Raw genomic sequence first — 25,428 nt, forward strand, 5'->3', positions numbered from 1 at the left:
CCCTTAGCGTGCGGCGGCGAGCACGTCGGCCAGCAGGTGAAAGTCACGCTCACGCGGGGAGGCCCGCCGCCAGATCAGCGCGATGTCACGGATCGGCTGGCCGGCATCGAGCGGCCGCGCGGCGACGCGGGTGTGCGCCAATATGCCGGCGTCGATCGCCATTTCCGGCAGGATCGTCACGCCCAGCCCGTTGTCGACCATCTGCACGATCGTGTGCAGCGATGTGCCGAGCATCGTCGCTTCCGCCCGCAATTCGGGCCGGTTGCATGCCGACAGCGCATGGTCCTTCAGGCAGTGCCCGTCTTCGAGCAGCAGCAGCCGCGTCTCGTCGATGTCGGCAGCGGCGATGCTGGCCGGGCACGGGACATATTCATTCTCGGGGAAAGCAACGAACAGCCGGTCGGCGAACAGCGGCGCCGATGCGACATCACCGCAGGCAAAGGGCAGCGCGAGCAGCACGCAATCGGTGCGGCCATTGTGGAGCCCTTCGCACGCCGCGCCGCTCGGCTCTTCGCGCAGATAGAGTTTCAGCTCGGGATAATCGGCGCGCAGCCGGGGCAGGATGCGCGGCAGCATGAACGGCGCGATCGTGGGGATGACGCTCATCCGCATTTCGCCCGACAACGGACGCCCTGCGGCGCGCGCCAGATCGCCCAGTTCCTCGGCCTCGCGCAGCACCCGCCGCGCCTTGTCGGCTATCCGCTCGCCGACAGGGGTGAAGCGCACCACCCGGCGAGTGCGCTCGACCAGGGTCACGCCGATCAACGTCTCGAGCTCGCGCAGGCCCGCCGACAATGTCGATTGCGTGACGAAACAGCTCTCTGCCGCATGACCGAAATGGCCATGATCGCGCAGTGCGACCAGATATTGCAGCTGTTTCAACGTCGGCAGATAGGTCGTCATGATTGATCGCTCCAATCGATCAATGCGGCCGAAATAACGTACTTGTCAACTAAGTGATGGCTTCTTATGTGCAGTGCAGCATGGAACGGCAAGGGCTGGCATGTGTTGCACTGGTGGCGGTTTGAGGACGCCCCATACCCCGAAATTCAAACCTTTTAGTGGAGGCTTTCCAACATGTTGACCGTTGGCGACAAATTTCCCGACATCACTGTTCCCGTCCAGCAGGGCACCAATGCGCTGCCCGCCGGCGAAACGATCAACGTCCTCACCACGGCGCCCGGCAAGTGGAAGATCGTTTTCTATTGGCCGAAAGACTTCACCTTCGTTTGCCCGACCGAAATCGTCGGCTACGCACAGCTGAAGGGCGATTTCGAAGACCGCGACGCCGTGCTGATCGGCGCATCGACCGACACCAGCCACGTCCACCTCGCCTGGCGCAAGTCGGACCCGGATCTGGCTGCGGCCGACTTCCCGTGGATTGCCGACAACGGCGGCAAGCTCGCCTCGGCGCTCGGCATTCTCGATGCCAATGAGCATGTCGCCTATCGCGCGACCTTCACCGTCGACCCCGACGGCATCATCCAGGCGGTGCAGGTCAATGGTCTGAACGTCGGCCGCAACCCGCAGGAAACGCTGCGCGTGCTCGACGCGCTGCAGACCGACGAGCTGTGCCCGTGCAACTGGAACAAGGGCGACGACGTCCTCCAGATCGCGGCGTAACCAGCGTCGAAATGTCGGGGGCGCGGGCCAGGTGGTCCGCGCCCCTTTCGTTGTTCGCATCAATCCGCAGGCGTCCGGCCCGCGGATATAGAGAGGTATTATGTCGCTCAAGGATTTCGCCGGGCTGCTGCCCGATTTCGCCAAGGACATCCGGCTCAACGTCGGCTCGCTGCTCAACGAGACGCAGCTGGGCGACCAGCGCAAATATGGCCTGCTGCTCGCCTGCGCGCACGGCACCGGCCACAAGCCGCTGGTCGAGGCAACCGAAGCCGAATGCGAAGGCAAGCTGAGCCCCGAGGCCGCCAATGCCGCGCGTGCCGCTGCTGCCGTCATGGCGATGAACAACGTCTATTACCGCTTCACGCATCTGGCCGGAAACGACGAATATCAGCGCATGCCTGCCAAGCTGCGGATGAACGTCATCGGCGCACCGGGCATCGACAAGGTCGATTTCGAGCTCTTCAGCCTCGCGGTATCGGCGATGAACGGCTGCGGCATGTGCATCGACAGTCATGAGCAGGTGCTGAAGAAGGCCGGGGTGACGGCGGAGTCGATCCAGAATGCCGTCCGCATTGCGGCCGTCATGAAGGCGGTCGCGACCGTCCACGCCGCGCTCAACTGATCGCGCGCACCACCGTATAGGCGCTGGTGATCGTCAGCAGCGCGCCCACCAGCGCCATCAGCGGGCGGGCGGGCACTCGCTTGGCGATCACCGCGCCGAACGGTGCCGCCGCGATCCCGCCGATCAGGATGCCGATCGTCGCGACGGTGAAGGCCGCAAAGCCCATCGTCGCGATGAACGTCGCCGAAATCGTTGCGGTCAGGAAGAATTCGGACGTGTTGACCGTGCCGATCGTGCTGCGCGGGCTGGCGCCTTGCACCAGCAGGTTCGACGTGACCACCGGCCCCCAGCCACCGCCGCCGATCGCGTCGAGGAAGCCGCCGATGAAGCCCAACGGCCCGACGATCCGGGGTTCGCGCACCTTCGGCGCGCCGCGCCATGCGCGGTACAGCAAGTAAAGGCCGACCAGCGCGAGATAGGTCATCACGAACGGCTTGGCGATGGCGGCATCAAGCCCGGCCAGCACATAGGCGCCGAGCACGCCCCCGATCAGGCCGGGGATCATCAGCCGCCGGAACAGCCGCCAGTCGACATTGCGGTGAAGGACGTGGCTGGTGCCCGATGCTGCCGTCGTGAAGGTTTCCACCGCGTGGACACTCGCCGACGCGACGGCCGGCGACACGCCCATGAAGCTGACGAGAATCGTCGAATTGACGATGCCGAACGCCATGCCGAGCGCGCCGTCGATCGCCTGCGCCAGAAAACCGACGGCAATAAATGGCAACAGAGTCGCCCAATCCCAAGACAAATCGCCGATCCTCGCTGACCCCGCCGAACTTGTAGCAGAACGCGGCGCGGCGCAATTATCTCCGACATCGACGCTAGGATTTGGCGCGCATTGATATGCGCTTGCGCGGGGTCATGGATTTCGTTGCGGACAATCCCTAAATAGCGGCCTGCAAAGACCGAAGTGGACCGCGCCCATGTTCCAGCGCCTGACGACCTATCTCGATTCAATCAAGGCGCGCGATCCGGCGCCGCGCTCGCGGATGGAGATCCTGCTTTATCCCGGTGTGCTCGCGCTCGGCCTGCACCGCTTGGCGCACCGCCTGTACCGGGCTGAGCTCTATTTCCTCGCGCGCTTCGTCAATCACCTGTCGCGCTGCCTGACCTCGATCGACATCCACCCGGGCGCGAAGATCGGGCGCAATTTCTTTATCGATCACGGCTTTACCGTGATCGGCGAGACGGCGGAGATCGGCGATAACGTGACGATCTATCAGTGCGTGACGCTCGGCGGGACCAGCCCTGACAACGGCGTCGCGGGCAAGCGCCATCCGACGCTCGCCGACAATGTCATCATCGGTTCGGGCGCGCAGGTGCTGGGGCCGATCACCGTTGGCGTGGGCGCGCGCGTCGGCGCCAATGCGGTCGTGACCAAGGATGTCGTGCCCGGCGCAGTGATGGTTGGCATTCCGGCTCGCCCGACGATGATCGAGGGCAGCCGCGGCGAAAAAAGCTTCGTCCCCTATGGCACGCCGTGCCGCGACATGTTCGATCCCGAAACGCAGAAGATCGAGCTGCTGCGCTGCGAGCTTGAGCAGCTGCGCCGCGAACTCGCCGAATTGCGGGGCGACCGCCACGGCCAGCCGCCAGAGGAACACCGCGACTGCGCCTGATGGGGACGATCACGCCCTTTCCCGTGCTGCCCGGTCGTGCCCCGATCCAGATCGGCTTCGACCGGGCCGAACTGACGCGCATCCTCGACCTTTATGGCCGGATGGTCGCGGCGGGGCACTGGCGCGACTATGCAATCGATCTCGGCCGCGACGCCGCGATCTTCGCCGCCTTCCGCCGCGCCACCGAACGCCCCGAGTTCCGGATCGAGAAGCGCCCGGCCTTGCGCGGCAAGCAGGGGATGTGGGCGCTGATCGGCGAGCAAGGCGCGGTGCTCAAGCGAGGGCATGAACTCGCGCCGGTGCTCGCCCCGGTCGAGCGGCGGCTGCTCAAGCTGGTGGCGGAGTAGGGGGCTATCAAAAACCCCCCGGCAGCCTCAGCCACCGGGGGTGAAGTTTCGTACCAACCGGGCTGAGGGGCAAATCTCAGGCCGGAATCATCGTCTGCACCGGGGGCAGGCGATCCTTGAGGCCACCAAGCAGCGCGACCACCATGCGCCGCATCTGATGCCAGAATACCGACAGCGTCAGCAGCGCCGAGCCGATCACGAAGGCGGTCAGCGCCGCGCTCAGCTCGACCGCGCCGGTCTGCTGAATGAGCGCGTACATCGCATAGAGGACGTAGGCGAGGCTCGACACCAGCAGCGCGCGGCGGTCGACCGCCAGCGCCACAAAGGCGAAAACCAGGTAAAGCCCGATCACCAGCAGCGCGCGCGTCGCATCGACATCATTGTTGAGCACGCCGAGCATGTGGAAGATCGGATGCGCGATCAGCGGGGCGGCGGCGAGGTGCAGCCAGAAGGCAACGTCCGATCGGCGGGTGCGGCGCTCGCGGTCGGACACGTCCCACCACATCGCCAGCGCGAACACCGCGAGCCCACCGGCCAGCGCGATCGGGTAGAGCGCGTCCTGCGTCAGGCCGAGCGCGCCGACCACCAGCGCAGCGACGGTCGCAACCAGCGCGACGGCGCCTGCCGCCACCGTGATCGGCACCATGAACCGCCGCCAGTGCAGCCAGGTCGCGCCGGCGGTAATCAGGGCAATGCCGCCCATGATCAGCGCGGCGGTCCGCTCGGGCACATCGACTTCGAGTCGCACCAAGACGCCGATCATTGTCGCGGCAACACCCCCGGCAAAAGCCAGCAGCAGCAGGATCGAGGGGAGCGCCATCCGGCGCTTGCGGGTAAAATACTCGGCGAACAGCCACGCCGACGCCGCCACTGCCGCGCCGCCGAGCGGCTGCAGGAGCTGCCAGCCGATCTGCCCGATCGCGCCGAGCGACAGCGCCAGCGCAATCGCGACGAAAATGTCGTTGAAGCCGGTCAGCAGCTTGAACTGCTCTTCATCGACGGCGGGGGCTGCGCGCAGTTGCGCGGTGTGGTTGCGGAATGCGGCGGCGGCTTCCGGGCTGATCACCCCCGCCGCCACCGCATTCTCGATATCGCTTTCGCTATACATGGCTGTTCCTTCCCTGTTGGGACTGGTGTAGCACACGTGTGTTGGTGAAGCAATACGGTAAGGCGTGTGCTAGAAGTGGAACCCCACGCCAAGCCCGCCGCTCAGCTGGTTGGCGCTGCCTTCGCGACCGACCACCGGGCTCTTCGCGAAGTCGCCGAGGAGCCGCTTGTAGCCGGCAAAGCCGACGATCGACCAGCGATCGGTGACCTTGTACGCCGCGCCGACGCTGAGCCCGACGTCCTTAATGCCGCCCTTGGCGTCGAAAGCGGCGAGACCACTCGTGGCCGACCCTTGCGGGGTGACGGTGAAATAGCGGCGGGCATAATCATCACTGGCGCCCGAAACCGATGCCGTGCCGGTCAGCCGGAAGCGCTCGCCGAAGCGATGCGCGTAGCCGACGCTTGCGGTGCCGATCCAGCCATTGTGGACTTGTGCCACGTCGTGCACGCCTTCCAGCGCCAAGCGGACTTCGCCATGCTTGCCGACTGGCAGGGTGGTGGCGACAAACGCACCGATTTCATAGGCATCATTGATCCGCCCGAGCCGGGCAACGGCAGCGCTGTCGATCTTGTCGCGACGCCCGAAAGTGAGGTGCGCGACCGGGCCGAATTCTACGCGACGGCTGTTGAGGATATTGCCGCGGATGGCGAGCCCGTCGAGCTCGACATAGCGCCGGTCGAAATAGGCGCGGCCGTTGGCAAGCGGGATGATCCGATAGGCGTCGGCACCTTCATATTCGGGCACCGCGCCCAGTCCCACTGCGGTCGTGCCGTGGAAGCCGTGGTCCTCTTCTGCCTCCTGCGGCGCCGGGTTGGCGGTTTGCGCTGCGGCGGGCTGGGCCAACATGCTAAGCGCGATAATGGCCATAAGGGCTTGAAAAACGTTCATGAGTTGAGTCCTTTCGGGTGGATGGTGCGACGGCGCGGGGAAACAGGGCACCGGCCGTCGCGGCGGTGCCGTTGGAAACGGGGCGAGGTGACGGAGGTCGGGCGTTCGCGTCAGGCGGGGCGAGGCGCGCGGACCAGGCCGATGCCGGTGGCGACCATCCAGCCGGTCAGCGCGAGGAAACCCGCGATGGTGAAGGCGCCGAACGCGCTGCCGACGCTTTGCGTGGCAAGCGCCAGCCCTTCGCCGCTGCCGATCGCGATCAGGATCGCGGTGACGATGCCGATGGTGCTGGTCAGCCGGGCGCTCTCACGCGCCTGCAGCCAGGCGAGTTGCAGCACGAACATCACCAGCAGGATCTGCCCCAGCGTCTCGCCGATCGCGACGCCGCCATAGGCATTGAGCAGATCGAAAGTGCGTTCGGCAGCACGGCGGGCTTCTTCGGTGGCCGTCGGATCGGCGTGCAGGCGCGCGAGCCCCGGCACCACCAGCGACCAGCGCAGCAACCCGGTCGTTTGGGTGATCGCGGCGAGCGTGGCGGTGACCGCCGCGCCGATCGCCAGCGCGGGATCGCGGACCAGCCGTTCGCGCGTGATCGACAGGGCAATACCGATGGGCGCCAGCGCCAGCGCCGTCATCGCAAAGCCGTGCCATGTCAGGATCAGCTGGCTGCCGCCCGCGGCAAAGCGATCGAGCACTGCACCGGCGCTGTGGCGCAGGATGCCGGGATAATCGAACATCGTCGCCAGCACGGCGTAGGGAATGTTGAAGGCAAAGGCCAAGCCGAGCGTGGCAAGGCCGGTGAGCGAGCGGCGGTTCATGGCGTGTCTCCAGTTGGTGACAACGCCATTGCCACCGATCGGTGACATGTGCAAGCGAAAAAGTCACCGATCGGTGATAAAAATGCTGGACCGATCAGCGCGAGCCGTTAGGGTAGGGCGCAAGGAGCCGATGATGACCGATCAAGCCACTGACATTGCCCCAAAAAGTCGCGATCGCGCGCGCACGGAGGAGGCCATTGTCGCCGCCGCGCGTTCGGTGCTTGCCGAAGCTGGGTTCCAAGGCTTCGGAATCAATGCGATCGCGCGCAAGGCAGGTTGCGACAAGCAATTGATCTATCGTTATTATGGAGGACTGGACGGCCTCGCCGAGGCAATCGGTAACGATGTCGCCAACAGCCTGGGGCGCCAGTTGACCGAACAGATGCGCGGCACGCCTGCGTCATCCTATGCCGACCTGATCGAGCGACTCGTGCTCGGCTTCATCGAAGTGCTGCGCGCCGATCCGCTGCTCCAGCGCGTGGTGGCGTGGGAGATTTCGGAGCCGACGCCGATGGTTCTGCGATTCGCGGCGGCGCGCGCCTTTGTGCTCCGCCGCTGGGTGGAACGCGAGCGCGGGACGCTTCCGCCGCCCGAGGGGCTGGATGTCGCCGCGCTCAACGCGGTGCTGATCGCCGCTGCGCAGCAACTGGTCTTGCAAGCGACCGCCACCGGCGGCTTTGCCGGGATCACGCTCGACGATGCCGGCTGGGCGCGAATTCGTGCGAGCATGCAGCAGATCGTCCACGTCGCCTATCGCAGCGCGGTGGATTGATCGACCTCACCAGCCACGGCCCCGCAAGCAGGGCCGCGGCTGGCAAGGCGCGCTTACTGCCCCTGCAGCTTGCGCAGGATCGACATCGATTGTTCGCTGCCCGACTGCGGCGTCAGCTCGCCCGCGCGGTCGGTGATTTCCGCCCAGTGTGCGGCAATGCCCTCGGGCGACAGGTCGTCGCCGGTCAGCAGCTTGCCCTGCGTCAGCGTCACATAAGCGGCCTGGAACACGCCCGCGCCCGCGCCGATGATCATGTTGGTCGGCGCGTCTTCGGAAACGAGGAACAGCGCGGCAGGGGCAACCTTGTCGGGCGAGAAAGCGGCAAAGGCCTCGGCAGGGAACAAATCCTCGGTCATGCGCGTGCCGGCGGTCGGCGCGATCGTGTTGACCTTGATGTTGTTCTTGGCGCCTTCGATCGCGAGCGTCTTGGTCAGGCCCGCGAGGCCCAGCTTGGCCGCGCCATAATTGGCCTGGCCGAAATTGCCATAGAGCCCGGTCGACGATGCCGTCATCAGCACGCGGCCATAGTTTTGCGCGCGCATCGTCTCCCAAACTGCCTTGGTGCAATTGGCCGAGCCGTTCAGATGGACGTCGACCACGAATTTGAAGTCGGCGGGCTCCATCTTGGCGAAGCTCTTGTCGCGGAGCACGCCGGCATTGTTGATCAGGATGTCGACGCGGCCCCATTTCTCCTTGGCGGCTTCGACCATCGCGACCATCTGGTCGTAATCGGTGACGCTGCCGCCGTTCGACATCGCTTCGCCACCGGCGGCGGTGATTTCTTCGACCACCTTCAGCGCCGCATCCGAATGGCCGGTGCCGTCGCGGGCGCCGCCGAGATCGTTGACGACGACCTTGGCGCCGCGCTTGGCGAGATCGAGCGCATAAGCGCGCCCCAGGCCGCCGCCCGCGCCGGTGACGATGGCAACGCGATCGGTGAAGGAAATGGTCATCGAGGAAGCTCCCTGAGAGTGGTTCGGGGAGCTTCCTAGGCGATGATCGGGCGCGCGAAAAGCCGCCCAGATTGGTGGGCCATCAGCGGCGGCGGGGCCGGCGCTGTTTGGTGCTGCGATTACCCGGTTCCATGCACTTGTCGAACTGGTTCGCCTTGCAGATCGGATAGTGATCGAGCGGGGCAGGGGCAGGCATGGCCTCGCTCGGTGCCATCGCCGGTTGGACGACGACCGGCACGCCGGGCGGCGGCGGTGGTGGCGCGGGCTGGTCGACGGCGGTGTTGGCGGACGCGGCGGCGTTATTGGCGGGCTGATCAGCCTGCTGCGCGCGCGGGCCGGTCGAGGGGACGGGCTCGTTCGACAGCGCAGTGTTGGGCACCGCATCGGTTGGCGGGGCAGGCGGCGTGGTCTGCGCAGGCGGCGGCGTCTGGGGCGCAGTTTGCGCCATGACGGGCGTGGCCAGCGCGAATGTGGCGAGAATCAAAATCTTCATCGGCATCTCCTGCGGTCATCGACGCAGCCGAAGCGGGCTGCATGCCGGCTGAAACGACCGGCAATCTCGATGGCTCCGCAGCCGTGCCTCAGGTCCCCGCATCCAGTGCATAGCCCGCCGACCGCACGGTGCGGATGATGTCGGGCTTGTCGCCGATGTTGATGGCTTTGCGCAGCCGACGGATATGGACGTCGACGGTGCGGCTTTCGATGTCGCTGTCATGGCCCCAGACCGCGTCGAGCAGGCGTTCGCGGCTGAACACCCAGCCGGGATGCTCCAGGAAATGCTTGAGCAGGCGGAATTCGGTGGGGCCGAGCGGCACGACCTCGCCGCCGCGCCGTACCTTGTGGCCGACGGTATCCATCTCGATGTCGGCGTAGATCAGCTGTTCACCGGCGAGCGCCGGGCGCACGCGCCGCAGCACCGCGCCGACGCGCGCGACCAGTTCGCGGGGGCTGAACGGCTTGGTGACATAGTCGTCAGCGCCGGTTTCGAGCCCGCGCACCCGGTCTTCCTCTTCGCCGCGCGCGGTCAGCATGATGATCGGGACGTTCGCGGTTTCGGGCATGCGGCGCAGGCGACGGCAGACTTCGATGCCGCTCAACCCCTCGACCATCCAGTCGACCAGGACGATGTCGGGCGTGGCTTCCTTGGCGAGCAACAATGCTTCCTCGCCGTCGGGGGTTTGCTGGACGTCGAAATCCTCGCGCTTGAAATGCCAAACGAGCAATTCGGCGAGGGCCGCATCGTCTTCCACCAGCAACATCTTGGCGCGTGCCATTGGTCTTCTCCGTCAGATGATCGTGCGGGCGCCGCGTTCGCGCTCGCCCATATGGACGCCGGTGGCCGCGAAATAGACCATTTCGGCGACATTGGTCGCGTGGTCGCCCACACGTTCCAGATTCTTCGCGATGAACAGCAGATGGGTCGCCTGGCCAATGCTCGCCGGGTTTTCCATCATGTACGTAACCAGCGTGCGGAACAGGCTGTTGTAGAAATCGTCGACAGCGCGGTCGGTTTCGGTGACGCGGATCGCCGCTTCGGCATCGCGGGCGGCAAAGGCGTCGAGCACGTCGTGCACCATGCGGCACGCGAGATCGGCCATCGCGGGGAGCACCGACAGCGGCTCAATGTCGCTGTGATCGTCGACGGCGGCGACCCGGCGGGCGATGTTCTTGGCATAATCGCCGATCCGCTCGACGACGCTGGCGATTTTCAGCGCCGCCACGACTTCGCGCAAATCATCCGCCAGCGGCGCGCGCAGCGCGATCAGTTCGACCGCGAGCCGTTCGACTTCGTGCTCGATCGCGTCGATCCGCCGGTCGCCGGCGATGACTTCGTCGGCCGCTTCCAGATCGTGGCGTTTGAGCGCTTCCATCGACTGGATGATCGCTTGTTCGGCAAGCCCGCCCATCTGCGCGATCAGGCCGCGCAGCCGGACAATATCGTCGTCGAACGCCTTTACCGTATGCTCAACCAAGCCAAATCTCGATTCTGTTGCGATCAGCCATAACGGCCGGTGATGTAGTCCTTCGTCCGCTCCTGGCGCGGATTGGTGAAGATGTCCGACGTCGCGCCATATTCGACCAGCGCGCCCAGATGGAAAAACGCCGTGCGCTGTGACACGCGCGCGGCCTGCTGCATGTTGTGCGTGACGATCACGATTGCGTAGCGACCTTTCAGTTCGTGGATCAGCTCCTCGATCTTGGCGGTCGCGATCGGATCGAGCGCGCTGCACGGCTCGTCCATCAGGATCACTTCGGGGTCGACCGCGATCGCGCGCGCGATGCACAGCCGCTGTTGCTGGCCGCCAGAGAGGGCCGTGCCGCTGTCGGTCAGCCGGTCCTTGACTTCGTCCCACAGACCCGCGCGGCGCAGCGATTGCTCCACGATCGCGTCCATCTGGGTGCGCCCGCTCGCCAGCCCGTGGATACGCGGACCGTAGGCGACATTTTCGTAGATCGTCTTGGGGAAGGGATTGGGCTTCTGGAACACCATGCCCACGCGCGCGCGCAGCTGCACGACGTCCATTTCGGGCGCATAAATGTCTTCGCCGTCGAGCCGGATGTCGCCTTGGGTGCGCGCGCTCGTGATCGTGTCGTTCATGCGGTTCAGCGTGCGCAGGAAGGTCGACTTGCCGCAGCCCGACGGGCCGATCAGCGCGGTCACCTGATCGAGCGGGATGTCGATCGACACGTCGTTGATCGCCTGCTTGTCGCCATAGAAGACGTTGACGTGATGAGCGGTCATCTTGGGGAGCTTGGAGTCGGTCACCAGCGGGTCTCGAACTTGTTGCGCAGATAAATGGCAAAGCCATTCATCGCGAGGAGGAAGACGAGCAGGACGATGATCGCCGCACTCGTCTTTTCGACGAACCCGCGGCTCACTTCATCCGACCAGAGGAAAATCTGCACCGGCAGCACCGTCGCCGGATCGGTCAGCCGGGTCGGGGGCGTGGCGATGAAGGCGCGCATGCCGATCATCAGCAGCGGCGCCGTCTCGCCCAGTGCGCGCGCCATACCGATGATCGTGCCGGTCAGGATACCCGGCAGCGCGAGCGGCAGGACGTGGTGGAACACGACCTGCACCGGGCTCGCGCCAATGCCGAGCGCGGCATCGCGGATCGACGGCGGGACGGCCTTGATCGCATTGCGGCCCGCGATCACGATCACCGGCATCGTCATCAGCGCCAGCGTCATGCCGCCGACCAGCGATGCCGAGCGCGGCAGATCGAACAGGTTCAGGAACACCGCCAGCCCGAGCAGCCCGAAGATGATCGACGGCACTGCCGCCAGATTGTTGATCGACACTTCGATCAGGTCGGTCAGCCAGTTCCGCGGCGCATATTCCTCGAGATAGAGCGCCGCGAGCACGCCGACCGGGAAGGCGAGCAGCAGCGTGACCAGCATCGTGAAGATCGAGCCCTTCAGCGCGCCCCAGATGCCGACAATGGTCGGGTCACTCGAATCGGCAGCGGTCAGGAACGCGACGTTGAAGTGCATGTGCAACTGGCCACGCGCCTTCAGCCGCGTCACGATGGCTTCGGCTTCCGGCGTGCCGAGCCCCTTTGCCGCGACGTCGATTTCAGTCGCGGCGGGCACCGACACGACGGCGCGCCCGGCGAGCAATTCGGGATTGGCCTTCAACTGGTCGCGCAGCATCAGCCAGGCGCTTCGTGAAATCAGTTGATCGCCGCCGCGGCCGAAATGGGCGATGGCGGCGCGCATCATCGCGTCCTCAAGCCCCGCCCCGGCAAGCGCAAGGTCGGCGCCGTCGCCTTTCAGTCGCGCCGGATCGAGCGACAGGCCAGCGCGGGCGAAATCGACCGGCACGTCGATCCGCGTCTGCAGGAACCCCTGCGCGCCGTTCATCACCATCGTGAACAGCAGGAACGCGAGGAATCCTGCCGAACCGACGATCGCCGCCAGTCCGAGCAGGCGAAAGCGGCGTTCGGCGGCATAGCGGCGCTGGACGCGGCGCTGCATGGCCATCGACCGCCATTCGGTCGGCGCGCGTTCGGGCACGCGGGCGGGGGCGCCACGATCAGTCATAAGCTTCGCGATATCGTTTCACGACCGTCAGCGCGATGATGTTGAGCATCAGCGTGACGATGAACAGGCTGAGCCCCAGCGCAAAGGCGGCGAGCGTCTTGGGACTGTCGAACTCGGCCTCGCCGGTCAGCAAGTCGACGATCTGCTTGGTAACGGTGGTCGCGCTGGACAGAGGATTGAGGCTGATCGTCGCCGCGCCCGACGCGGCCATCACGACGATCATCGTCTCGCCGATCGCGCGGCTGACCGCGAGCAGCACGCCGCCGACCACGCCGGGCAGCGCCGCGGGCAACAACACGCGGCTGATCGTCTCCGACGTGGTCGCACCCATCGCCAGCGAGCCGTCGCGCATCGACGCGGGGACTGCAGCGAGCGAATCGTCCGCCATCGACGACACGAACGGGATGATCATCACGCCCATCACCAGCCCGGCAGCGAGCGCGCTTTCGGAACTGGCATATTTGACGCCGATCGACACCGCGAAGTCGCGCACCGCGGGCGCGACGGTCAGCGCGGCGAAATAGCCATATACGACGGTCGGCACGCCGGCGAGAATCTCGATGATCGGCTTCATCCAGCGGCGCACGCCGGGGCGCGCATATTGCGTAAGGTAAATCGCGCTCATCAGCCCGAACGGAATGGCGACGATCATCGCGATCACGGCGCCGATGAAGAAAGTGCCCCAGAATAACGGCACCGCGCCCAGCGCCGCGCCCGGATCGGCCGGGTCGATGACCTGCGGGCTCCAATGCGTGCCGAACAGGAAATCGCCGATCGGCACCAGCTGAAAGAAACGCCACGATTCGACCAGCAGCGATCCGACGATACCGATCGTCGTCAGGATCGCGATCAGCGATGCGCCGAGCAGCGCCGCCATGATGACGCGTTCGATCCGCGTTCGCGCGCCGAAACCCGGCTTGACGCGGACATAGGCAGTGCCGCCGCCGATCATCGCCAGCAGCAGCGCAATGGCGGCGCCGATCCAGCTGTAGCGCGCAGTCGCTTCGCGATAGGCCGGCGCCAGTGCCTGCGCGCCGGCGCTGGCGGCTTGCGCCGGGCGGCCCTCGGCGATCGAGCGCGCCTGGCTGAGCACGGCGGCACGCTCGAACCCCGGCGGCGGCAGGGTTGCGGCTGCGGGCGCCTTGAGCACCCGGTCGGTTACCAGCGCCGGTGTCGTGAACGCCCAGACGCTCAGGAACAACAGCGCCGGACCGACCGTCCACATCGCGACATAGCCGCCATGATGCGACGGCAGCGAACTGAAGCGGCGCGTGGTTCCACGCCGAAACGCGACCGCGCGGACGCGCGCCGTCAGCCAGCCGATCAGTCCCAGACCGGCAATGACGAATAGAAGCGCAAGGGTGGACAAGTTTTGGATCAGTTCCTGCTGGGCGAGCAGGCGGCGCACCCGTTGACGATGCGCCGCCCGTCGTCGACTATTTCAGCTCGCGCCCGTCAAGCGTCGTGCCGTTGGAAATAATGGCCGCCGATGCGTCACGCACCGCTTGCGGCGCAGCGATCAGGCCGCGCTTTACCAGCGGACCGTCGGGCGCCCATGCCTTTGAATAGGCCTCGACGAACTTGTCGAGCCCCGGAATGGCGCTCATGTGCGCCTTCTTGACGTAGATGTAGAGCGGACGCGCACCGGGATAGGTGCCCGCCGAGATCGTTTCATAGGTCGGCGCCTGGCCGCTGATCGGCACGCCGGTGAGCGTCGCCTTGTTTTCTTCGAGATAGCTGTAGCCGAACACACCAAGCGCATTGGGGTTCGACTGGAGCTTCTGAACGATCAGATTGTCATTCTCGCCCGCATCGACATAGGGGCCGTCGCTGCGAACGACCTGGCATGCCTTCTTATACTCGTCCTCGCTCTTCTTCTTCATGGCGAGGCTGTCGGGATAAACGGCTTCGCAGCCGCGCGACATGATCACTTCGGCAAGCGCGTCGCGAGTTCCGCTGGTCGCGGGTGGACCATAGACCTGGATCGGGATCGCCGGCAGCGCCGGGTTCACATCCTTCCAGGTCTTGGCGGTGTTGGGCTTGCCGCGCGGGTTGGCGGCGAGCGCGAGATAGATGTCAGCCGGCGTCAGCGACAGCTTGGGGCCGTTCGCCGCTTCGGCAAAGGCGATGCCGTCGATGCCGATCTGGATTTCCATGATGCGGTCGACGCCGTTTTCGGTGCAGTTCTTGAACTCGGCGGCGGTCATCCGTCGCGATGCGTTGGCGATGTCGGGGTGCGCCGCGCCAACGCCGGCGCAGAACAGCTTCATGCCACCGCCAGTACCGGTCGATTCGACGACTGGCGCCTTGGTGCCGGGGTTGGCATTGACATATTGTTCGGCGACCAGCGTGGTGAAGGGGTAAACGGTCGATGAGCCCACGGCCTTGATCTGGTCACGCGAACCGGCGCCGCCGCCGTTCGCCTGATCGTTGCATGCCGAAACTACGGTCGTAAACGTGAATGCCGTTGCAGCAATGAGTGCGGTCTTGAGACGCATCGATTGTCCTCCCTGTCGGTTCTCTACCCGGCGACCGGCTATCACCCTGATGTACGTGCCTCTGTGACGATAACGTGACTCTTTGATGACACCCGCTCCTTGGGCGCCGTCGATGCAATTGCCGGAAGCAGGATCGACGCGGTCGTGCCCTTGCCGACCGTGCTGGCAATATCGAGCCGTCCGCGGTGCCGCTCGATGATGTGCTTGACGATCGCAAGCCCCAGACCGGTCCCGCCCAACGCGCGGCTGCGCCCCGCATCGACGCGGTAGAAGCGCTCGGTCAGCCGCGGCAGATGTTCGGGCGCAACGCCGTCGCCTTCGTCGGCAACGGTCAGGCGAATCATGCCGGTCTGGTCGCGGCGGAGTCGCGTGATGACGGGAGTGCCGGGGCGTCCATATTTCATCGCATTGCCGATCAGATTGTGCAGCACCTGGCTCAGCTGGGCCCGATCGCCTGCCACTGGCGGGACATTGCCGTCGATTTCGGCAATCAGATCCTCACCACGTTTGTCGAGCGTATCGGCGAGCTCGGCGTGAACTTCCTCGATCAGCACTGCGAGATCGACTTCGGCAGCGGGCAGGCGGTATTTCTCGGCCTCGATCCGCGACAGCGAAATCAGATCTTCGACCAGCCGCTGCATTCGGCGCGCTTCGTCGAACATCACCTTCAAAAACCGTGCGCGAACATCGGCATCGCCGCCCGCCTTGTCGTCGGACAGCGTCTCGACGAAGCCAAGGATCGAGGCGAGCGGCGTGCGCAGTTCATGGCTGGCGTTGGCGACGAAATCGACGCGCATCCGCTCGGCGGCATAGCTGCCGGTCTGGTCGATCAGATGGACGACACGGCGCCCGTCCGACATGTTGGTGACGCGCATTTCCCAACGCTGGTCGAGCGTGCCCAGCCCGACCAGATTGATCGGTGCGCTCGGCGCCGGGCCGCGGTTGGTCAGACGATCGGCGGCGGCGGGATGGCGGATCGCGAGGCGGACATCCTCGCCGATGATATGCCCGCCCAGCAGCGCCCGCGCCGGCTGGTTGGCGTGGGCCACGCGGCCGCCCGCGACAATCAGGATCGGCTCGACGATCGCTTCGATCAGCTCGTCGGTATTGACGGGCTGGCCATCGTCGCGGGTCACGCGTTCGATCGTGGGGGCGGGGGCAGGGGCTTCGCCCGTCCCGGCGGCGACGAGCACCGCGGCGATGCCACCCACCAGCACGATCATCGCTGCCTCGACATCGGGCTGCAGCAGCCAGGTCGCGATCACCACGATGGCGACCACGCCAAAACCGGCAAATGTGCGGAGGCCAAAAGGATGCTGCATTAACCAGTGCCTAGCGCAAAGTGGGACAGGCGGCGAGGGGGAAGCAACCCCAGATGCTTGCGCGCGCTTTACGATTGTGAAAGGGCTTGAGCGCATGGAACATCGGCAATGAGCGAAGAATTTCCCGATGCCGCCGCCCCCGAAGGGACCACGCGGCGGCGCGCGCTGATGCTGGGTGCGGCTGGCGCGACTGCGATCGTGTCGATCCGCCCGGCGCTTGCGCAAACCGCTGCATCAGTCACGGCATGCGAAATCCGCGTGCCCGATGCCGGGCGGGCCGGGCAATATATCGCCGCCGATGGCACGGTGGTGCCGAGCGGCACTGTGGGCGCCTTTCCGCCCGCGGGCACGCCGTTCAAGGCAGCTGACGTCAAGCGCGCGCTGTCGGGTGGGCAATTGCCGGGCGTCGATGCCGATCGCAGCAACGCCTATATGCAGTATATTCGCCGCCTCCAGTCGGGCACGAGCGGTTTCACCTGTTTCGCATCGCTGCAGATGCCGCGCGGCTGAACGCCGTGACACGGTTCCTCGCCGCCGATCCGGCGACGCTGCGGACGGTGGCGCTCGACGAACTGACGATCCTTTATCACCGCGCGTCGGCCATCACCCATGTGCTGGCGCCGCCTGCGCCGGAGATTCTGGTAGCGCTTGCCGCACCGTTGACGCTTGAGGCGCTGCTGGCGCGGCTGTCGGCCGATTTCGACCTGCTCGACGGTGGCGCGGAAGCGCTGGCGGCGCGGCTCGACGAGCTGATCGCGGCCGGGCTGGTCACGCGCGCATGAGGCATGTCCACCAATTGCGGATAGGGCCGGTCGGCTTCCGCATCGGCAGCGACTGGCGCGCGCCGATCGCGCAGCTTCGCGATCTCTACCGCGATTATCCCGCACCCAGCGACGGGATTGCGGACTTCACCGTGCGCCTGTTCGCCGCGCGACCCTGGCGGCGTTTTGTCCGGCCGTCGGTCATGATCGGCGGCGATTACATGCTGCCCGATGCCGCGCCGTTGCCGCTGGCGCAGGGGCTGCTCGCCGCCGAAATGGGGATGAATTTGCAGATGGCGCTCGGCCAGCGCCGCTACCTGCTGCTGCACGCGAGCGCCGTCGAGCGCGAAGGCATGGCGCTGCTGATGACGGGCGAGTCGGGCGCGGGCAAGTCCACGCTCGCCGCACTGCTGGCGGCGCGCGGGTGGCGGCTGATGGGCGATGAATTCGCGCTGATCGACCTGGCCGACGGGCGCGTGCACGCGTTCCCGCGGCTCGTCAGCCTGAAGAATGCGGCAATCGATGTGGTGGCACAGGCGATGCCGGCGGCGCGGTTCGGGCCGCTGCTCGCGGGCACGCCCAAAGGTGACATCCGCCATCTCGTTCCGGACCAGCGCGCGATTGCCGATATGGCCGAGCCTGCGCGTCCGGCGATGCTGCTATTCCCGCGCTTCGGCCACGCGCCCGAGGAGCGCCCGGTCGCGCCCAGCGAAGTGTTCGTCCGGCTGACCCAGGCGTCGACCAACTACACCGCGCTCGGCGAACGCGGCTTCGATGCATTGACGCGGCTGGTCCGGTCGATCCCGGCGCGCGCGATCGACTATCCTGACGCGGCGCAGGCGCTGGCGATGGTGGAGGCGCTATGGCACGCGCGCTGACCGATGGCTGGTTGCTTGCAGCCGCGCTGCGCGATCCGGCGACCGTCGCCAGCCTCGATGCAGAGGGGTGGACCGCGCTGCTGGCGATGGCGCGCGCCGAGCAATTGATAGGCACGCTTGCGCACCGGCTGGACGGCCTGCCAGTTCCGCCCGCCGTCGCTCGCCAGCTCGGTGATGCGCGTGCATCCGCCGAGCAGGGGCGCACGGCGGCGCTGTGGGAAGCCGACATGGCGCGACGTGCGCTCGCGCCTCTGGGCGTGCCGGTCGTGCTGCTGAAAGGCACTGCCTATGTCGCGGCGGGCCTGCGGGCAGGAGTGGGCCGGTCGATCGGCGATCTCGACATCCTCGTGCCGCGCGACGCGCTCGACCGGGTCGAGGCGGCGCTGCTGGCGGCCGGGTGGGAATGGGTGAAGCCCGATCCCTATGACGATGCCTATTACCGGCAGTGGATGCACGAGCTGCCGCCGCTGATCCACACCAGCCGCGACCGGATGATCGACGTCCACCACACCATCCTGCCGCTGACCGCATCGGTGGCGCCCGATGCCGCTGCGCTGATCGCAGGCGCGCTGCCGCTGAACGGCGGGCTGTCGGTGCTCACGCCGCAGGACATGATTTGCCATGCGGCGGCGCATCTGATCGCCGATGGCGATTTGGCGGGGGGCATGCGCAACCTGTGGGACATCCACTGCCTGGTCGACGAATTCGGCGTGGAGGGGCTTGCCGATCGCGCTGCGCAGCACGGGCTCGGCACGGCGGTCGCGCGCGCGATCCGGCTCGCGGCAGCGCTCTACGGGACGCAGCCAGCGATCGGTGTGGGCCAGCCAACGCTGCTTGACGGGCTGTTCCTGCACCGCGTGACCGCGCGCGACGGCTGGGGGCGGGCAACGCGTCCGTTCACCCGGCTAGGCTTCTATGCCCGCAGCCATTTGCTGCGCATGCCCCCTGCCATGCTTGCCCGCCATCTGTGGACCAAATGGCGCAAGGGACATTCAGGGCTTTAGCCTTGGCGAATCGCTCGCTAGCGTGCGGCAAAAGGGAGAGGTCGATGCGCCATATCGCCGTGATCGGGTCGGGGCCGGCAGGCTATTACACGGCCGAGGCATGCCAGAAGCTGTTCGGCGACGCGGTCCGTATCGACATCATCGATCAGTTGCCCGTCCCCTACGGCCTGATCCGCTTCGGCGTCGCGCCCGACCATCAATCGATCAAGGGCGTCGCCCGGCGCTATGAAGCGGTTGCGCTGACCGACAATGTCCGTTTCGTCGGCAATGTCCGGCTTGGCCGCGACCTGAGCATCGACGAGCTGCACGGCCTGTACGATGCCGTGGTGCTCGCGACCGGCGCGCCGCGTGATCGCGCGCTCGGCATTCCGGGCGAAGATCTGCCCGGCGTGATCGGGTCGGCGGCATTTGTTGGCTGGTACAATGGCCATCCCGATCATGAGGGGCTGGCGCCGCCGCTTGCGGGCCCCGATGTCGCGGTGATTGGCGTCGGCAATGTCGCGCTCGACGTGGCGCGCATCCTGTCGAAGACGCGCGCCGAATTCGCGGGGTCGGACATTACCGCCCCGGCGCTCGACGCGCTTGATGCCGCGACGATCCGGCGGATCACGATCCTCGGGCGGCGCGGGCCGCACCAGATCGCGATGACGCCCAAGGAACTGGGCGAGCTCGGCCATCTCGAGCGGGCAGCCCCGGCGGTCGACCCTGCCGATCTGCCGCCTGCCGAAGCCGATGCTGCGCTCGAGCCGGGGCTGCGCAAGTCGGTGGCGCACCTTCGCGACTTCACCACGCTGCCGCGCAAGGACATGACGATCGCGTTCGATTTTTTCGCTGCACCCGTGCGGATCGAAGGCGATGGCCGCGTCGAACGCGTCATTGTCGAGCGCACGCGGATCGACGAGCTGGGCGGCGTCAGCGGCACGGGCGAGACCTATGCCGTCCCGGCGAGCCTTGTCGTCAGCTGCATCGGCTACCGGACGCCGCCGATCCCCGGCGTGCCCTATGACGAGCGCGCCGGGCGCTTCGCCAATGTCGACGGGCTGATCGCGCCGGGACTCTACACGGTCGGCTGGGCACGGCGCGGGCCGACCGGGACGATCGGCACCAACCGCCCTGACGGCCAGGCAGTTGCCGAGCGGATCGGCGCCGAAGTGGCGGGCGACAGCGGCAAGGAAGGCCGCCCGGGACTCGACCGGCTGTTGTCGGCGCGCGGCGTCGACATCGTCACTTTCCGCGACTGGAAGAAGATCGAGGCGGCCGAAGTCGCGCGCGCCCGCGATGGCGCCCCGCGCGAGAAATTCACATCGATGGCGGCGATGCTCGCAGCGCTGGCCGATTGACGGCAGCGGGCTTGCGCCCACGCGCGCGCGTGGTTATAGGCCCGCCTCCAAGCTCAAACCGGCCGCTCGCATCGGGCACGCCGGGCTCCGTCGGGGAGTAGCTCAGCCTGGTAGAGCACTGCCTTCGGGAGGCAGGGGCCGGAGGTTCGAATCCTCTCTCCCCGACCATGATTTCTGCGACGCACAAGGCGCGCAATCCCATCGTTAGCTGACGTTTTCGACCGGACGCGGTAGCGGGTCGTATTGCGCGCTGCGAAATAGCTGGCGCACCCGTCTGGAGAGGGTTCGAACTCTCTATGGGCGGTGCTTACTGAGTGGGATAACATTCTCAAGCACACATCGCTAGCGTGGCAAGTGCCTGCAAACGCGAATGACGTTGCCAAACCTCTGCCGCAAATCAGTGCGCCAACTCCGGCGACGAAGAGCATCGATATCGATCTCTCGACTCGCCGCGCGTCACTGATCCGCAAGCGCAAATCGGAGAGGTGCAATGGGTGAACGCACCATCCCGCCCTTCTCGCTGCGTCTCACGTTTGAAGAACGTGCAAAGCTAGAGCGCGATGCCGCTGGCATGGCGCTCGGCGCATATATTCGCTCGCGCTTGCTCGATCCGGAAACGGTCGCGCCCCGCAAGCGCGGAAAGTTTCCGGTCAAAGATCATCAAGCTCTCGCGCAATTGCTTGGGCTTCTCGGTCAATCGCGACTGGCGAACAATGTGAACCAACTCGCACGCGCTGCGAACACGGGAAGTCTCGCGGTCACGCCTGACACAGAGGAAGCGTTGATGTCCGCGACTGCGGATATCAATCATATGCGCCAACTCCTGATCCAAGCATTGGACATCGATGCACGGCCATGATCCTCAAAGCCTCAAAGCGCAGCGGTGGTCGTCAGCTTGGAGCACATCTGCTCAAGACTGAGGAAAACGAGCATGTCGAAATTCATGAAGTGTCGGGGTTCATTTCCGACACGGTCATGGGCGCGATGAATGAAGCCTATGCGCTAGCGCGCGGTACGAAGTGTCAGCAATATCTCTTCTCCATGTCACTCAGTCCGCCCGCGCATGAATCCGTGCGCGTCGAAGTTTTTGAAAAGGCACTTGCCGATATCGAAGAGCGGTTGAACCTCACCGGTCAACCGCGCGTGATCGTCTTCCACGAAAAGGAAGGCCGTCGTCATTGTCATGCGGTGTGGTCACGCATCGATGCCGAAACCATGACGGCGAAGGAATTGCCGTTCTTCAAGAACCGTCTGAACGAAATCGCAAAACAGCTTTATCTTGAAAACGGATGGTCGATGCCGAAGGGCTTCGCCAATCCCAAATTGCGCGATGCGCGCAATTTCACATTGGATGAATGGCAGCAAGCCAAGCGCGCCGGACTTGATCCGCGCGAACTCAAATCCGCCGTGCAAGAATGCTGGAAGCAATCGGACGGCGCGTCGGCATTTGCGTCCGCACTCGAAGAGCGCGGTCTGTTTCTTGCGCGAGGTGATCGTCGTGGCTTCGTCGCCGTCACCATCGACGGCGATGTGTTCGCGCTCGCGCGCATGATCGATGCAAAATCAAAAGACGTTGCATCGCGCCTCGGTGATCCCGCGACGCTCCGCAGTGTCGATGAGACCAAACAATTCATCGGAGAGCAAATCGCTCCGCGCCTCACCCGCTACATTGCGGAGGCCAAACGCATCGCGCACCACAATATGCAACCGCTGGTAGCCAAGCGCGAAGCGCTCAAGGTTCAGCATCAAGCTGAACGCCAAGCCTTCGATAAATCCATCACTGCACGTTGGAACGAAGAGCAACGCATTCGCTCATCACGTCTGCGCAAAGGCATTGCTGGTGCGTGGGATTTCCTGACGGGGAAATATTTCAAAACGCGCAAGCAGAATGAGATGGAATCTAAATTTGCGCGCGAGCGCGATAGCCATGAGCGGCACGCTCTGATCCATGCGCAGCACAAGGATCGCCAAGCCCTTCAAGAATTGATCAAAGAGAACCGCCGCAAGGAAGCTGAACGCATCCTCGGTCTCTATCGCGACGCAGCCAAGTTCCGCCGGATGCGCGAGGGCGAAGCCGAGCGCGACCGCAATGGTCGCACGCGTGATGCGCGTTCACTTTCACCAAAGCCACGTGATCGCGGTTTGGATTTGGGATGATCGGTCGCGGGTCGTTGCCGCTCGCCTTCCTCCAATTCTACACCGCCACATGATCCGCTGATTGATCGAACCTATCCGCACTCGGTTGAGCATGATGCAAGGCGGGATGGTGATCCCTAGCCTTCTCCACATTCGTTGCGATCACAGGTGATGCATCGGCAATCGATGTGCGGATGCACGTCCTCCAACGCGGCCCATGGTGGGCGGCGCAAACGAAATGGAGGATGTCATGAACTTCAATCTCAACCGCAACGATCTTGCGACCAAATCCACAGCTCAACTCGCGGCCTTGTTCCAAGATGCATCGCGCGCAATCACGGCGAGCAACGCGACAATCTCATCGGCGCAATCGCTTCTCGCGATGATCGCGCAAGAACTTGGCCGCCGTGGTCCAGCGCCATAGCGACGCTGGCCACAAGCCCCGAAGGGGAGCGTTAGCTCCCCTTCTTGTTGGCTGGCTTTTCCTCATTGATCCGCATGACGATCCGGCCATTGACGGGGATCGCATTGAGCGCGAGCGTGAAACCTTTGCTGTCTTTGGTTGCCCATGCGACGCCGATGTCAGTCCATCGTGCGTTGTCGCCGTCACCGGTTACATTGAACAAGCGGTGGCTCGGGCGGTTTGAGTTTGTGTCAGACATTTCAGTTCTCCTTGGTTTCCACCGAAGGACAATTCCCTCGGCTTCATGGGGAGACTCGTGACCTGACGATGGAGGCGAGGATCAAAGGCTGAGCGCAGCGAACATGCGCGCGGAGCTGCACAAACGAAGTGCGGAAGCGAGCGGCCTTGATCTGAGACGCGGCTGGTCAAAAACCCATGAATGAATGCCGGTGCGAATGTCCGCTGCTCGGTGGTGATCGTAGGAGATCATGATCTGACGCATCAAACTGCGCGCGCCATGATCAGACTTACGAATCGCGCGGCGTGCGCTCAGTGGACGTTATCGAATTGTGTGCCTCATGCGCCTGCGCTTCAAGCTCGCGAAACTTTTGATCGATCCACTCATCAGTCATGCCAAATCGAAGCCGGAACGGAGCGCAAAAAGCATCTAGCTCATCATCCGCTGCCTTGAATTCAGCGATTGCCGCTTCGCAGACGTCGATCATCGCTACTCGACCTGATTGAGTGATGAACTGGAGATCGTGGTCGCGAAAAAAACTATGGGCTAACATGTCGCGAGTGGATTTGGCGGCACGGAGTTTCAAAATTATCTCGGGTGGTAGAATGCATAGACTGTCTAGTGTCTTGAGCATGTTCCCGAAGGTCTTACCGAACTCACCAACATAGAAATCATCAAATGCGGATTCCCAAGATTCTTTGCTGTTGTGAACCGGTCGCGTCGGTAAAAATCGCAAAACAAGCAATGCATTTACGATAGCATGCTCAAGAACCTGAGCCATGTACATGGCAAGCCCATAGCGCGCATATACTTCACGTATAAGCGCGGATTCTGGATCACTCACATCCCAAATAGCTTCGAGCCGATTCATATCAAAAGTCTAGCACTTCTAGCGTCTTCCTGAAATGTTAGCACGAAACCCGCGCTCAAAAGAGCGCAAGCTGACGTGATGCGGAAGCAGTTTCGCGCCATGCGTGAGTGCGTGACATCTCGTTGATCCACGCTTCGACATAGGCCTCGGGGCCGCCCATGTGATCAACATTGCTGCGGTTGATGAAGTGCGAGCGATATCCGGTTTCGGAGATCGGGAGCGGCGCGCGTGCTGGCTTCACACTTTCGACCTCAAGATGCGCCATTGATTGCCCGTCGTCGAATGAGACGTAATCGGCAATCCAGCGAATTTCGATTTCGATGCCGTTCCAGTTTTTATGAATGATTGCGTAGTCGGTTTTCATGTCTGCCTCCTTTGGCGTTTGGGTTCGTCCGGTGGACGGGGAGGCAAACGGCAGGGTTCGAAGGGGCAGCGTCACCCCAAGGAACGAAGGGGGAAACGGCCAACACGGGAGCCTGAATGAAATGAGGGCGAATGGATCGGGCAAGCCGTTGACGATGCACCGGCCCTGCCAACATTCCCGTCATCATCACCGGATGATCCCAGGCGCGGGGCAGACAATGAAAAGAGCCGACAAGCGGCCCCACGTTAGAACGGTGTTGAAATCGTTGCTGGAAAGGATCGGGCTATTCGGCAATCAGGGTGGTAGGAGAATCATAGAATGCGAAAGCCATCACGCGCTGTTGAACTTGACGACATTATCAGCTCGCAAATCATCGGAGATGATCCGGTTATCGTCGCACTGGTGTTGAAAACTCATCTCGCGCTCGAAGCATTGTTGATTGAAATGATCCGTCTTTCGCGAACGGATGACAAGATTTACAAGCTAAGCTTTCCTGACAAAACGAAGTGGCTTGTCGCTGAGGGCGTGATCTCGTCCGACGATGAAGGTGCATTCAATCGCTACAACGATTTCCGAAACGATATCGCGCATATTTTCGGCCATGTCATTTCGCTGGCCGATGCTTTGAAGCTTGCACGGGAGCTTGAAGCGGATGGCGTCGATTTCTCTGATTCCGCCGGACATTACAGCGAAGAAGAAGCTGAGGAATATTATGGCGGGACAGAAGGCATCCTCGCCGAGATCGGATGGTGCATTCTTTTTCATGCGGGATACCTTCTGTCCGAGTCAGGCGGACGCGATATCAACAGCGCGTGAGAG

General features: G+C 64.4%; 31 protein-coding genes and 1 tRNA gene. 15 read left to right on the forward strand and 17 right to left on the reverse strand.

The window, feature by feature from the left end; genetic code table 11:
* Positions 1-3: 3 nt before the first annotated feature.
* On the reverse strand, positions 4-903 hold the full coding sequence (locus tag AX672_RS07030) for a hydrogen peroxide-inducible genes activator (protein ID WP_066650327.1): 900 nt from the start codon (positions 901-903) through the stop codon (positions 4-6).
* Positions 904-1,077: 174 nt separating this feature from the next.
* On the opposite strand from AX672_RS07030, the gene AX672_RS07035 reads away from it, so the two are divergent.
* Together AX672_RS07035 and AX672_RS07040 are read left to right on the forward strand one after the other, a co-directional pair.
* Entirely contained in the window at positions 1,078-1,623 is a 546-nt protein-coding gene (locus AX672_RS07035; protein ID WP_066650328.1) for a peroxiredoxin, read from the forward strand.
* A 100-nt stretch (positions 1,624-1,723) separates the two neighbouring features.
* A complete protein-coding gene (locus AX672_RS07040; RefSeq protein ID WP_066650329.1) occupies positions 1,724-2,245 on the forward strand; it encodes a carboxymuconolactone decarboxylase family protein in 522 nt (173 codons plus the stop codon).
* Here the strand turns inward: AX672_RS07040 and AX672_RS07045 are convergent.
* On the reverse strand, positions 2,238-2,972 hold the full coding sequence (locus tag AX672_RS07045) for a sulfite exporter TauE/SafE family protein (RefSeq protein WP_372587555.1): 735 nt from the start codon (positions 2,970-2,972) through the stop codon (positions 2,238-2,240). The two genes, AX672_RS07040 and AX672_RS07045, sit on opposite strands and share 8 nt — an antisense overlap.
* Before the next feature lie 196 nt (positions 2,973-3,168).
* Here AX672_RS07045 and epsC point away from each other — a divergent pair, with 196 nt between their 5' ends.
* Positions 3,169-3,864 carry a serine O-acetyltransferase EpsC gene (gene epsC / locus AX672_RS07050; protein WP_066650335.1) on the forward strand — a complete coding sequence of 232 codons (696 nt, stop codon included), beginning with the start codon at positions 3,169-3,171 and terminating at the stop codon, positions 3,862-3,864.
* The gene (locus tag AX672_RS07055) at positions 3,864-4,211 is read left to right on the forward strand and encodes a DUF2794 domain-containing protein (protein WP_066650337.1); all 348 of its coding nucleotides are present in this window, start codon (positions 3,864-3,866) and stop codon (positions 4,209-4,211) included. The genes epsC and AX672_RS07055 overlap by 1 nt, the downstream gene beginning before the upstream one ends.
* A 76-nt stretch (positions 4,212-4,287) precedes the next feature.
* On the opposite strand, the gene AX672_RS07060 is transcribed toward AX672_RS07055, so the two are convergent.
* From AX672_RS07060 to AX672_RS07070, 3 genes are all read right to left on the reverse strand, one after another.
* Positions 4,288-5,319 carry a hypothetical protein gene (locus AX672_RS07060; protein WP_066650338.1) on the reverse strand — a complete coding sequence of 344 codons (1,032 nt, stop codon included), beginning with the start codon at positions 5,317-5,319 and terminating at the stop codon, positions 4,288-4,290.
* Between the two features lie 69 nt (positions 5,320-5,388).
* Positions 5,389-6,207, reverse strand: a complete 819-nt coding sequence (locus tag AX672_RS07065; RefSeq protein WP_082730428.1) for a MipA/OmpV family protein — start codon at positions 6,205-6,207, stop codon at positions 5,389-5,391.
* Between the two features lie 110 nt (positions 6,208-6,317).
* Positions 6,318-7,025 carry a DUF4386 family protein gene (locus tag AX672_RS07070; RefSeq protein ID WP_202189267.1) on the reverse strand — a complete coding sequence of 236 codons (708 nt, stop codon included), beginning with the start codon at positions 7,023-7,025 and terminating at the stop codon, positions 6,318-6,320.
* Between the two features lie 133 nt (positions 7,026-7,158).
* Between AX672_RS07070 and AX672_RS07075 the strand changes: the two genes are divergently transcribed.
* Positions 7,159-7,797: a TetR/AcrR family transcriptional regulator gene (locus AX672_RS07075; RefSeq protein WP_082730434.1), complete on the forward strand. Its 639-nt coding sequence runs from the start codon at positions 7,159-7,161 to the stop codon at positions 7,795-7,797.
* 53 nt (positions 7,798-7,850) lie between these two features.
* Here AX672_RS07075 and AX672_RS07080 read toward each other — a convergent pair whose 3' ends face one another.
* The 9 genes from AX672_RS07080 to AX672_RS07120 all read right to left on the reverse strand — a co-directional run bounded on the left by AX672_RS07080 (position 7,851) and on the right by AX672_RS07120 (position 16,614).
* The gene (locus AX672_RS07080) at positions 7,851-8,750 is read right to left on the reverse strand and encodes an SDR family NAD(P)-dependent oxidoreductase (RefSeq protein ID WP_066650347.1); all 900 of its coding nucleotides are present in this window, start codon (positions 8,748-8,750) and stop codon (positions 7,851-7,853) included.
* An 82-nt stretch (positions 8,751-8,832) separates the two neighbouring features.
* On the reverse strand, positions 8,833-9,243 hold the full coding sequence (locus AX672_RS07085; protein WP_168727374.1) for a hypothetical protein: 411 nt from the start codon (positions 9,241-9,243) through the stop codon (positions 8,833-8,835).
* 88 nt (positions 9,244-9,331) lie between these two features.
* Positions 9,332-10,024 carry a phosphate regulon transcriptional regulator PhoB gene (gene phoB, locus AX672_RS07090; protein WP_066650349.1) on the reverse strand — a complete coding sequence of 231 codons (693 nt, stop codon included), beginning with the start codon at positions 10,022-10,024 and terminating at the stop codon, positions 9,332-9,334.
* A 12-nt stretch (positions 10,025-10,036) separates the two neighbouring features.
* On the reverse strand, positions 10,037-10,723 hold the full coding sequence (phoU, locus tag AX672_RS07095; protein ID WP_066650354.1) for a phosphate signaling complex protein PhoU: 687 nt from the start codon (positions 10,721-10,723) through the stop codon (positions 10,037-10,039).
* Between the two features lie 23 nt (positions 10,724-10,746).
* Complete coding sequence (pstB, locus tag AX672_RS07100) at positions 10,747-11,493, reverse strand: phosphate ABC transporter ATP-binding protein PstB (protein ID WP_066650406.1); 747 nt, start codon at positions 11,491-11,493, stop codon at positions 10,747-10,749.
* A 20-nt stretch (positions 11,494-11,513) separates the two neighbouring features.
* On the reverse strand, positions 11,514-12,728 hold the full coding sequence (pstA, locus tag AX672_RS07105; RefSeq protein ID WP_082730435.1) for a phosphate ABC transporter permease PstA: 1,215 nt from the start codon (positions 12,726-12,728) through the stop codon (positions 11,514-11,516).
* Between the two features lie 58 nt (positions 12,729-12,786).
* The gene (gene pstC / locus AX672_RS07110; RefSeq protein WP_066650408.1) at positions 12,787-14,163 is read right to left on the reverse strand and encodes a phosphate ABC transporter permease subunit PstC; all 1,377 of its coding nucleotides are present in this window, start codon (positions 14,161-14,163) and stop codon (positions 12,787-12,789) included.
* Between the two features lie 67 nt (positions 14,164-14,230).
* A complete protein-coding gene (locus tag AX672_RS07115) occupies positions 14,231-15,292 on the reverse strand; it encodes a substrate-binding domain-containing protein (RefSeq protein ID WP_066650356.1) in 1,062 nt (353 codons plus the stop codon).
* A 41-nt stretch (positions 15,293-15,333) separates the two neighbouring features.
* On the reverse strand, positions 15,334-16,614 hold the full coding sequence (locus tag AX672_RS07120; RefSeq protein WP_066650357.1) for an ATP-binding protein: 1,281 nt from the start codon (positions 16,612-16,614) through the stop codon (positions 15,334-15,336).
* 108 nt (positions 16,615-16,722) lie between these two features.
* On the opposite strand from AX672_RS07120, the gene AX672_RS07125 reads away from it, so the two are divergent.
* The 9 genes from AX672_RS07125 to AX672_RS07165 all read left to right on the forward strand — a co-directional run bounded on the left by AX672_RS07125 (position 16,723) and on the right by AX672_RS07165 (position 23,157).
* Entirely contained in the window at positions 16,723-17,124 is a 402-nt protein-coding gene (locus AX672_RS07125) for a hypothetical protein (protein ID WP_066650359.1), read from the forward strand.
* Between the two features lie 5 nt (positions 17,125-17,129).
* A complete protein-coding gene (locus tag AX672_RS07130; protein WP_202189268.1) occupies positions 17,130-17,396 on the forward strand; it encodes an HPr-rel-A system PqqD family peptide chaperone in 267 nt (88 codons plus the stop codon).
* Positions 17,393-18,253, forward strand: coding sequence for an HprK-related kinase A (locus tag AX672_RS07135; protein ID WP_066650362.1), 861 nt, complete (start codon positions 17,393-17,395; stop codon positions 18,251-18,253). The genes AX672_RS07130 and AX672_RS07135 overlap by 4 nt, the downstream gene beginning before the upstream one ends.
* A complete protein-coding gene (locus AX672_RS07140; protein WP_066650368.1) occupies positions 18,238-19,257 on the forward strand; it encodes a nucleotidyltransferase domain-containing protein in 1,020 nt (339 codons plus the stop codon). Before AX672_RS07135 ends, AX672_RS07140 begins: the two co-directional genes overlap by 16 nt.
* Before the next feature lie 44 nt (positions 19,258-19,301).
* Complete coding sequence (locus AX672_RS07145; RefSeq protein ID WP_066650370.1) at positions 19,302-20,597, forward strand: FAD-dependent oxidoreductase; 1,296 nt, start codon at positions 19,302-19,304, stop codon at positions 20,595-20,597.
* Positions 20,598-20,688: 91 nt separating this feature from the next.
* Positions 20,689-20,765: transfer RNA gene (locus tag AX672_RS07150), tRNA-Pro, on the forward strand.
* 322 nt (positions 20,766-21,087) lie between these two features.
* Positions 21,088-21,456, forward strand: a complete 369-nt coding sequence (gene mobC, locus AX672_RS07155) for a plasmid mobilization relaxosome protein MobC (RefSeq protein ID WP_066650372.1) — start codon at positions 21,088-21,090, stop codon at positions 21,454-21,456.
* Positions 21,453-22,754: a relaxase/mobilization nuclease domain-containing protein gene (locus tag AX672_RS07160; protein WP_066650374.1), complete on the forward strand. Its 1,302-nt coding sequence runs from the start codon at positions 21,453-21,455 to the stop codon at positions 22,752-22,754. The genes mobC and AX672_RS07160 overlap by 4 nt, the downstream gene beginning before the upstream one ends.
* Positions 22,755-22,983: 229 nt before the next feature.
* A complete protein-coding gene (locus AX672_RS07165; RefSeq protein WP_168727375.1) occupies positions 22,984-23,157 on the forward strand; it encodes a hypothetical protein in 174 nt (57 codons plus the stop codon).
* Between the two features lie 31 nt (positions 23,158-23,188).
* Here AX672_RS07165 and AX672_RS07170 read toward each other — a convergent pair whose 3' ends face one another.
* The 3 genes from AX672_RS07170 to AX672_RS07180 form a co-directional block, all read right to left on the reverse strand.
* Positions 23,189-23,395, reverse strand: a complete 207-nt coding sequence (locus AX672_RS07170) for a hypothetical protein (protein ID WP_066650380.1) — start codon at positions 23,393-23,395, stop codon at positions 23,189-23,191.
* A gap of 268 nt (positions 23,396-23,663) precedes the next feature.
* On the reverse strand, positions 23,664-24,245 hold the full coding sequence (locus tag AX672_RS18525; protein WP_168727376.1) for a hypothetical protein: 582 nt from the start codon (positions 24,243-24,245) through the stop codon (positions 23,664-23,666).
* A 55-nt stretch (positions 24,246-24,300) separates the two neighbouring features.
* Entirely contained in the window at positions 24,301-24,609 is a 309-nt protein-coding gene (locus AX672_RS07180; RefSeq protein ID WP_066650384.1) for a hypothetical protein, read from the reverse strand.
* A gap of 318 nt (positions 24,610-24,927) precedes the next feature.
* Here AX672_RS07180 and AX672_RS07185 point away from each other — a divergent pair, with 318 nt between their 5' ends.
* On the forward strand, positions 24,928-25,425 hold the full coding sequence (locus tag AX672_RS07185; RefSeq protein WP_066650386.1) for a hypothetical protein: 498 nt from the start codon (positions 24,928-24,930) through the stop codon (positions 25,423-25,425).
* The last annotated feature ends 3 nt before the right edge of the window (positions 25,426-25,428 follow it).

The organism is Sphingomonas sp. CCH10-B3 (assembly GCF_001556185.1).
In the GTDB taxonomy this organism is placed as follows: domain Bacteria; phylum Pseudomonadota; class Alphaproteobacteria; order Sphingomonadales; family Sphingomonadaceae; genus Sphingomonas; species Sphingomonas aquatica.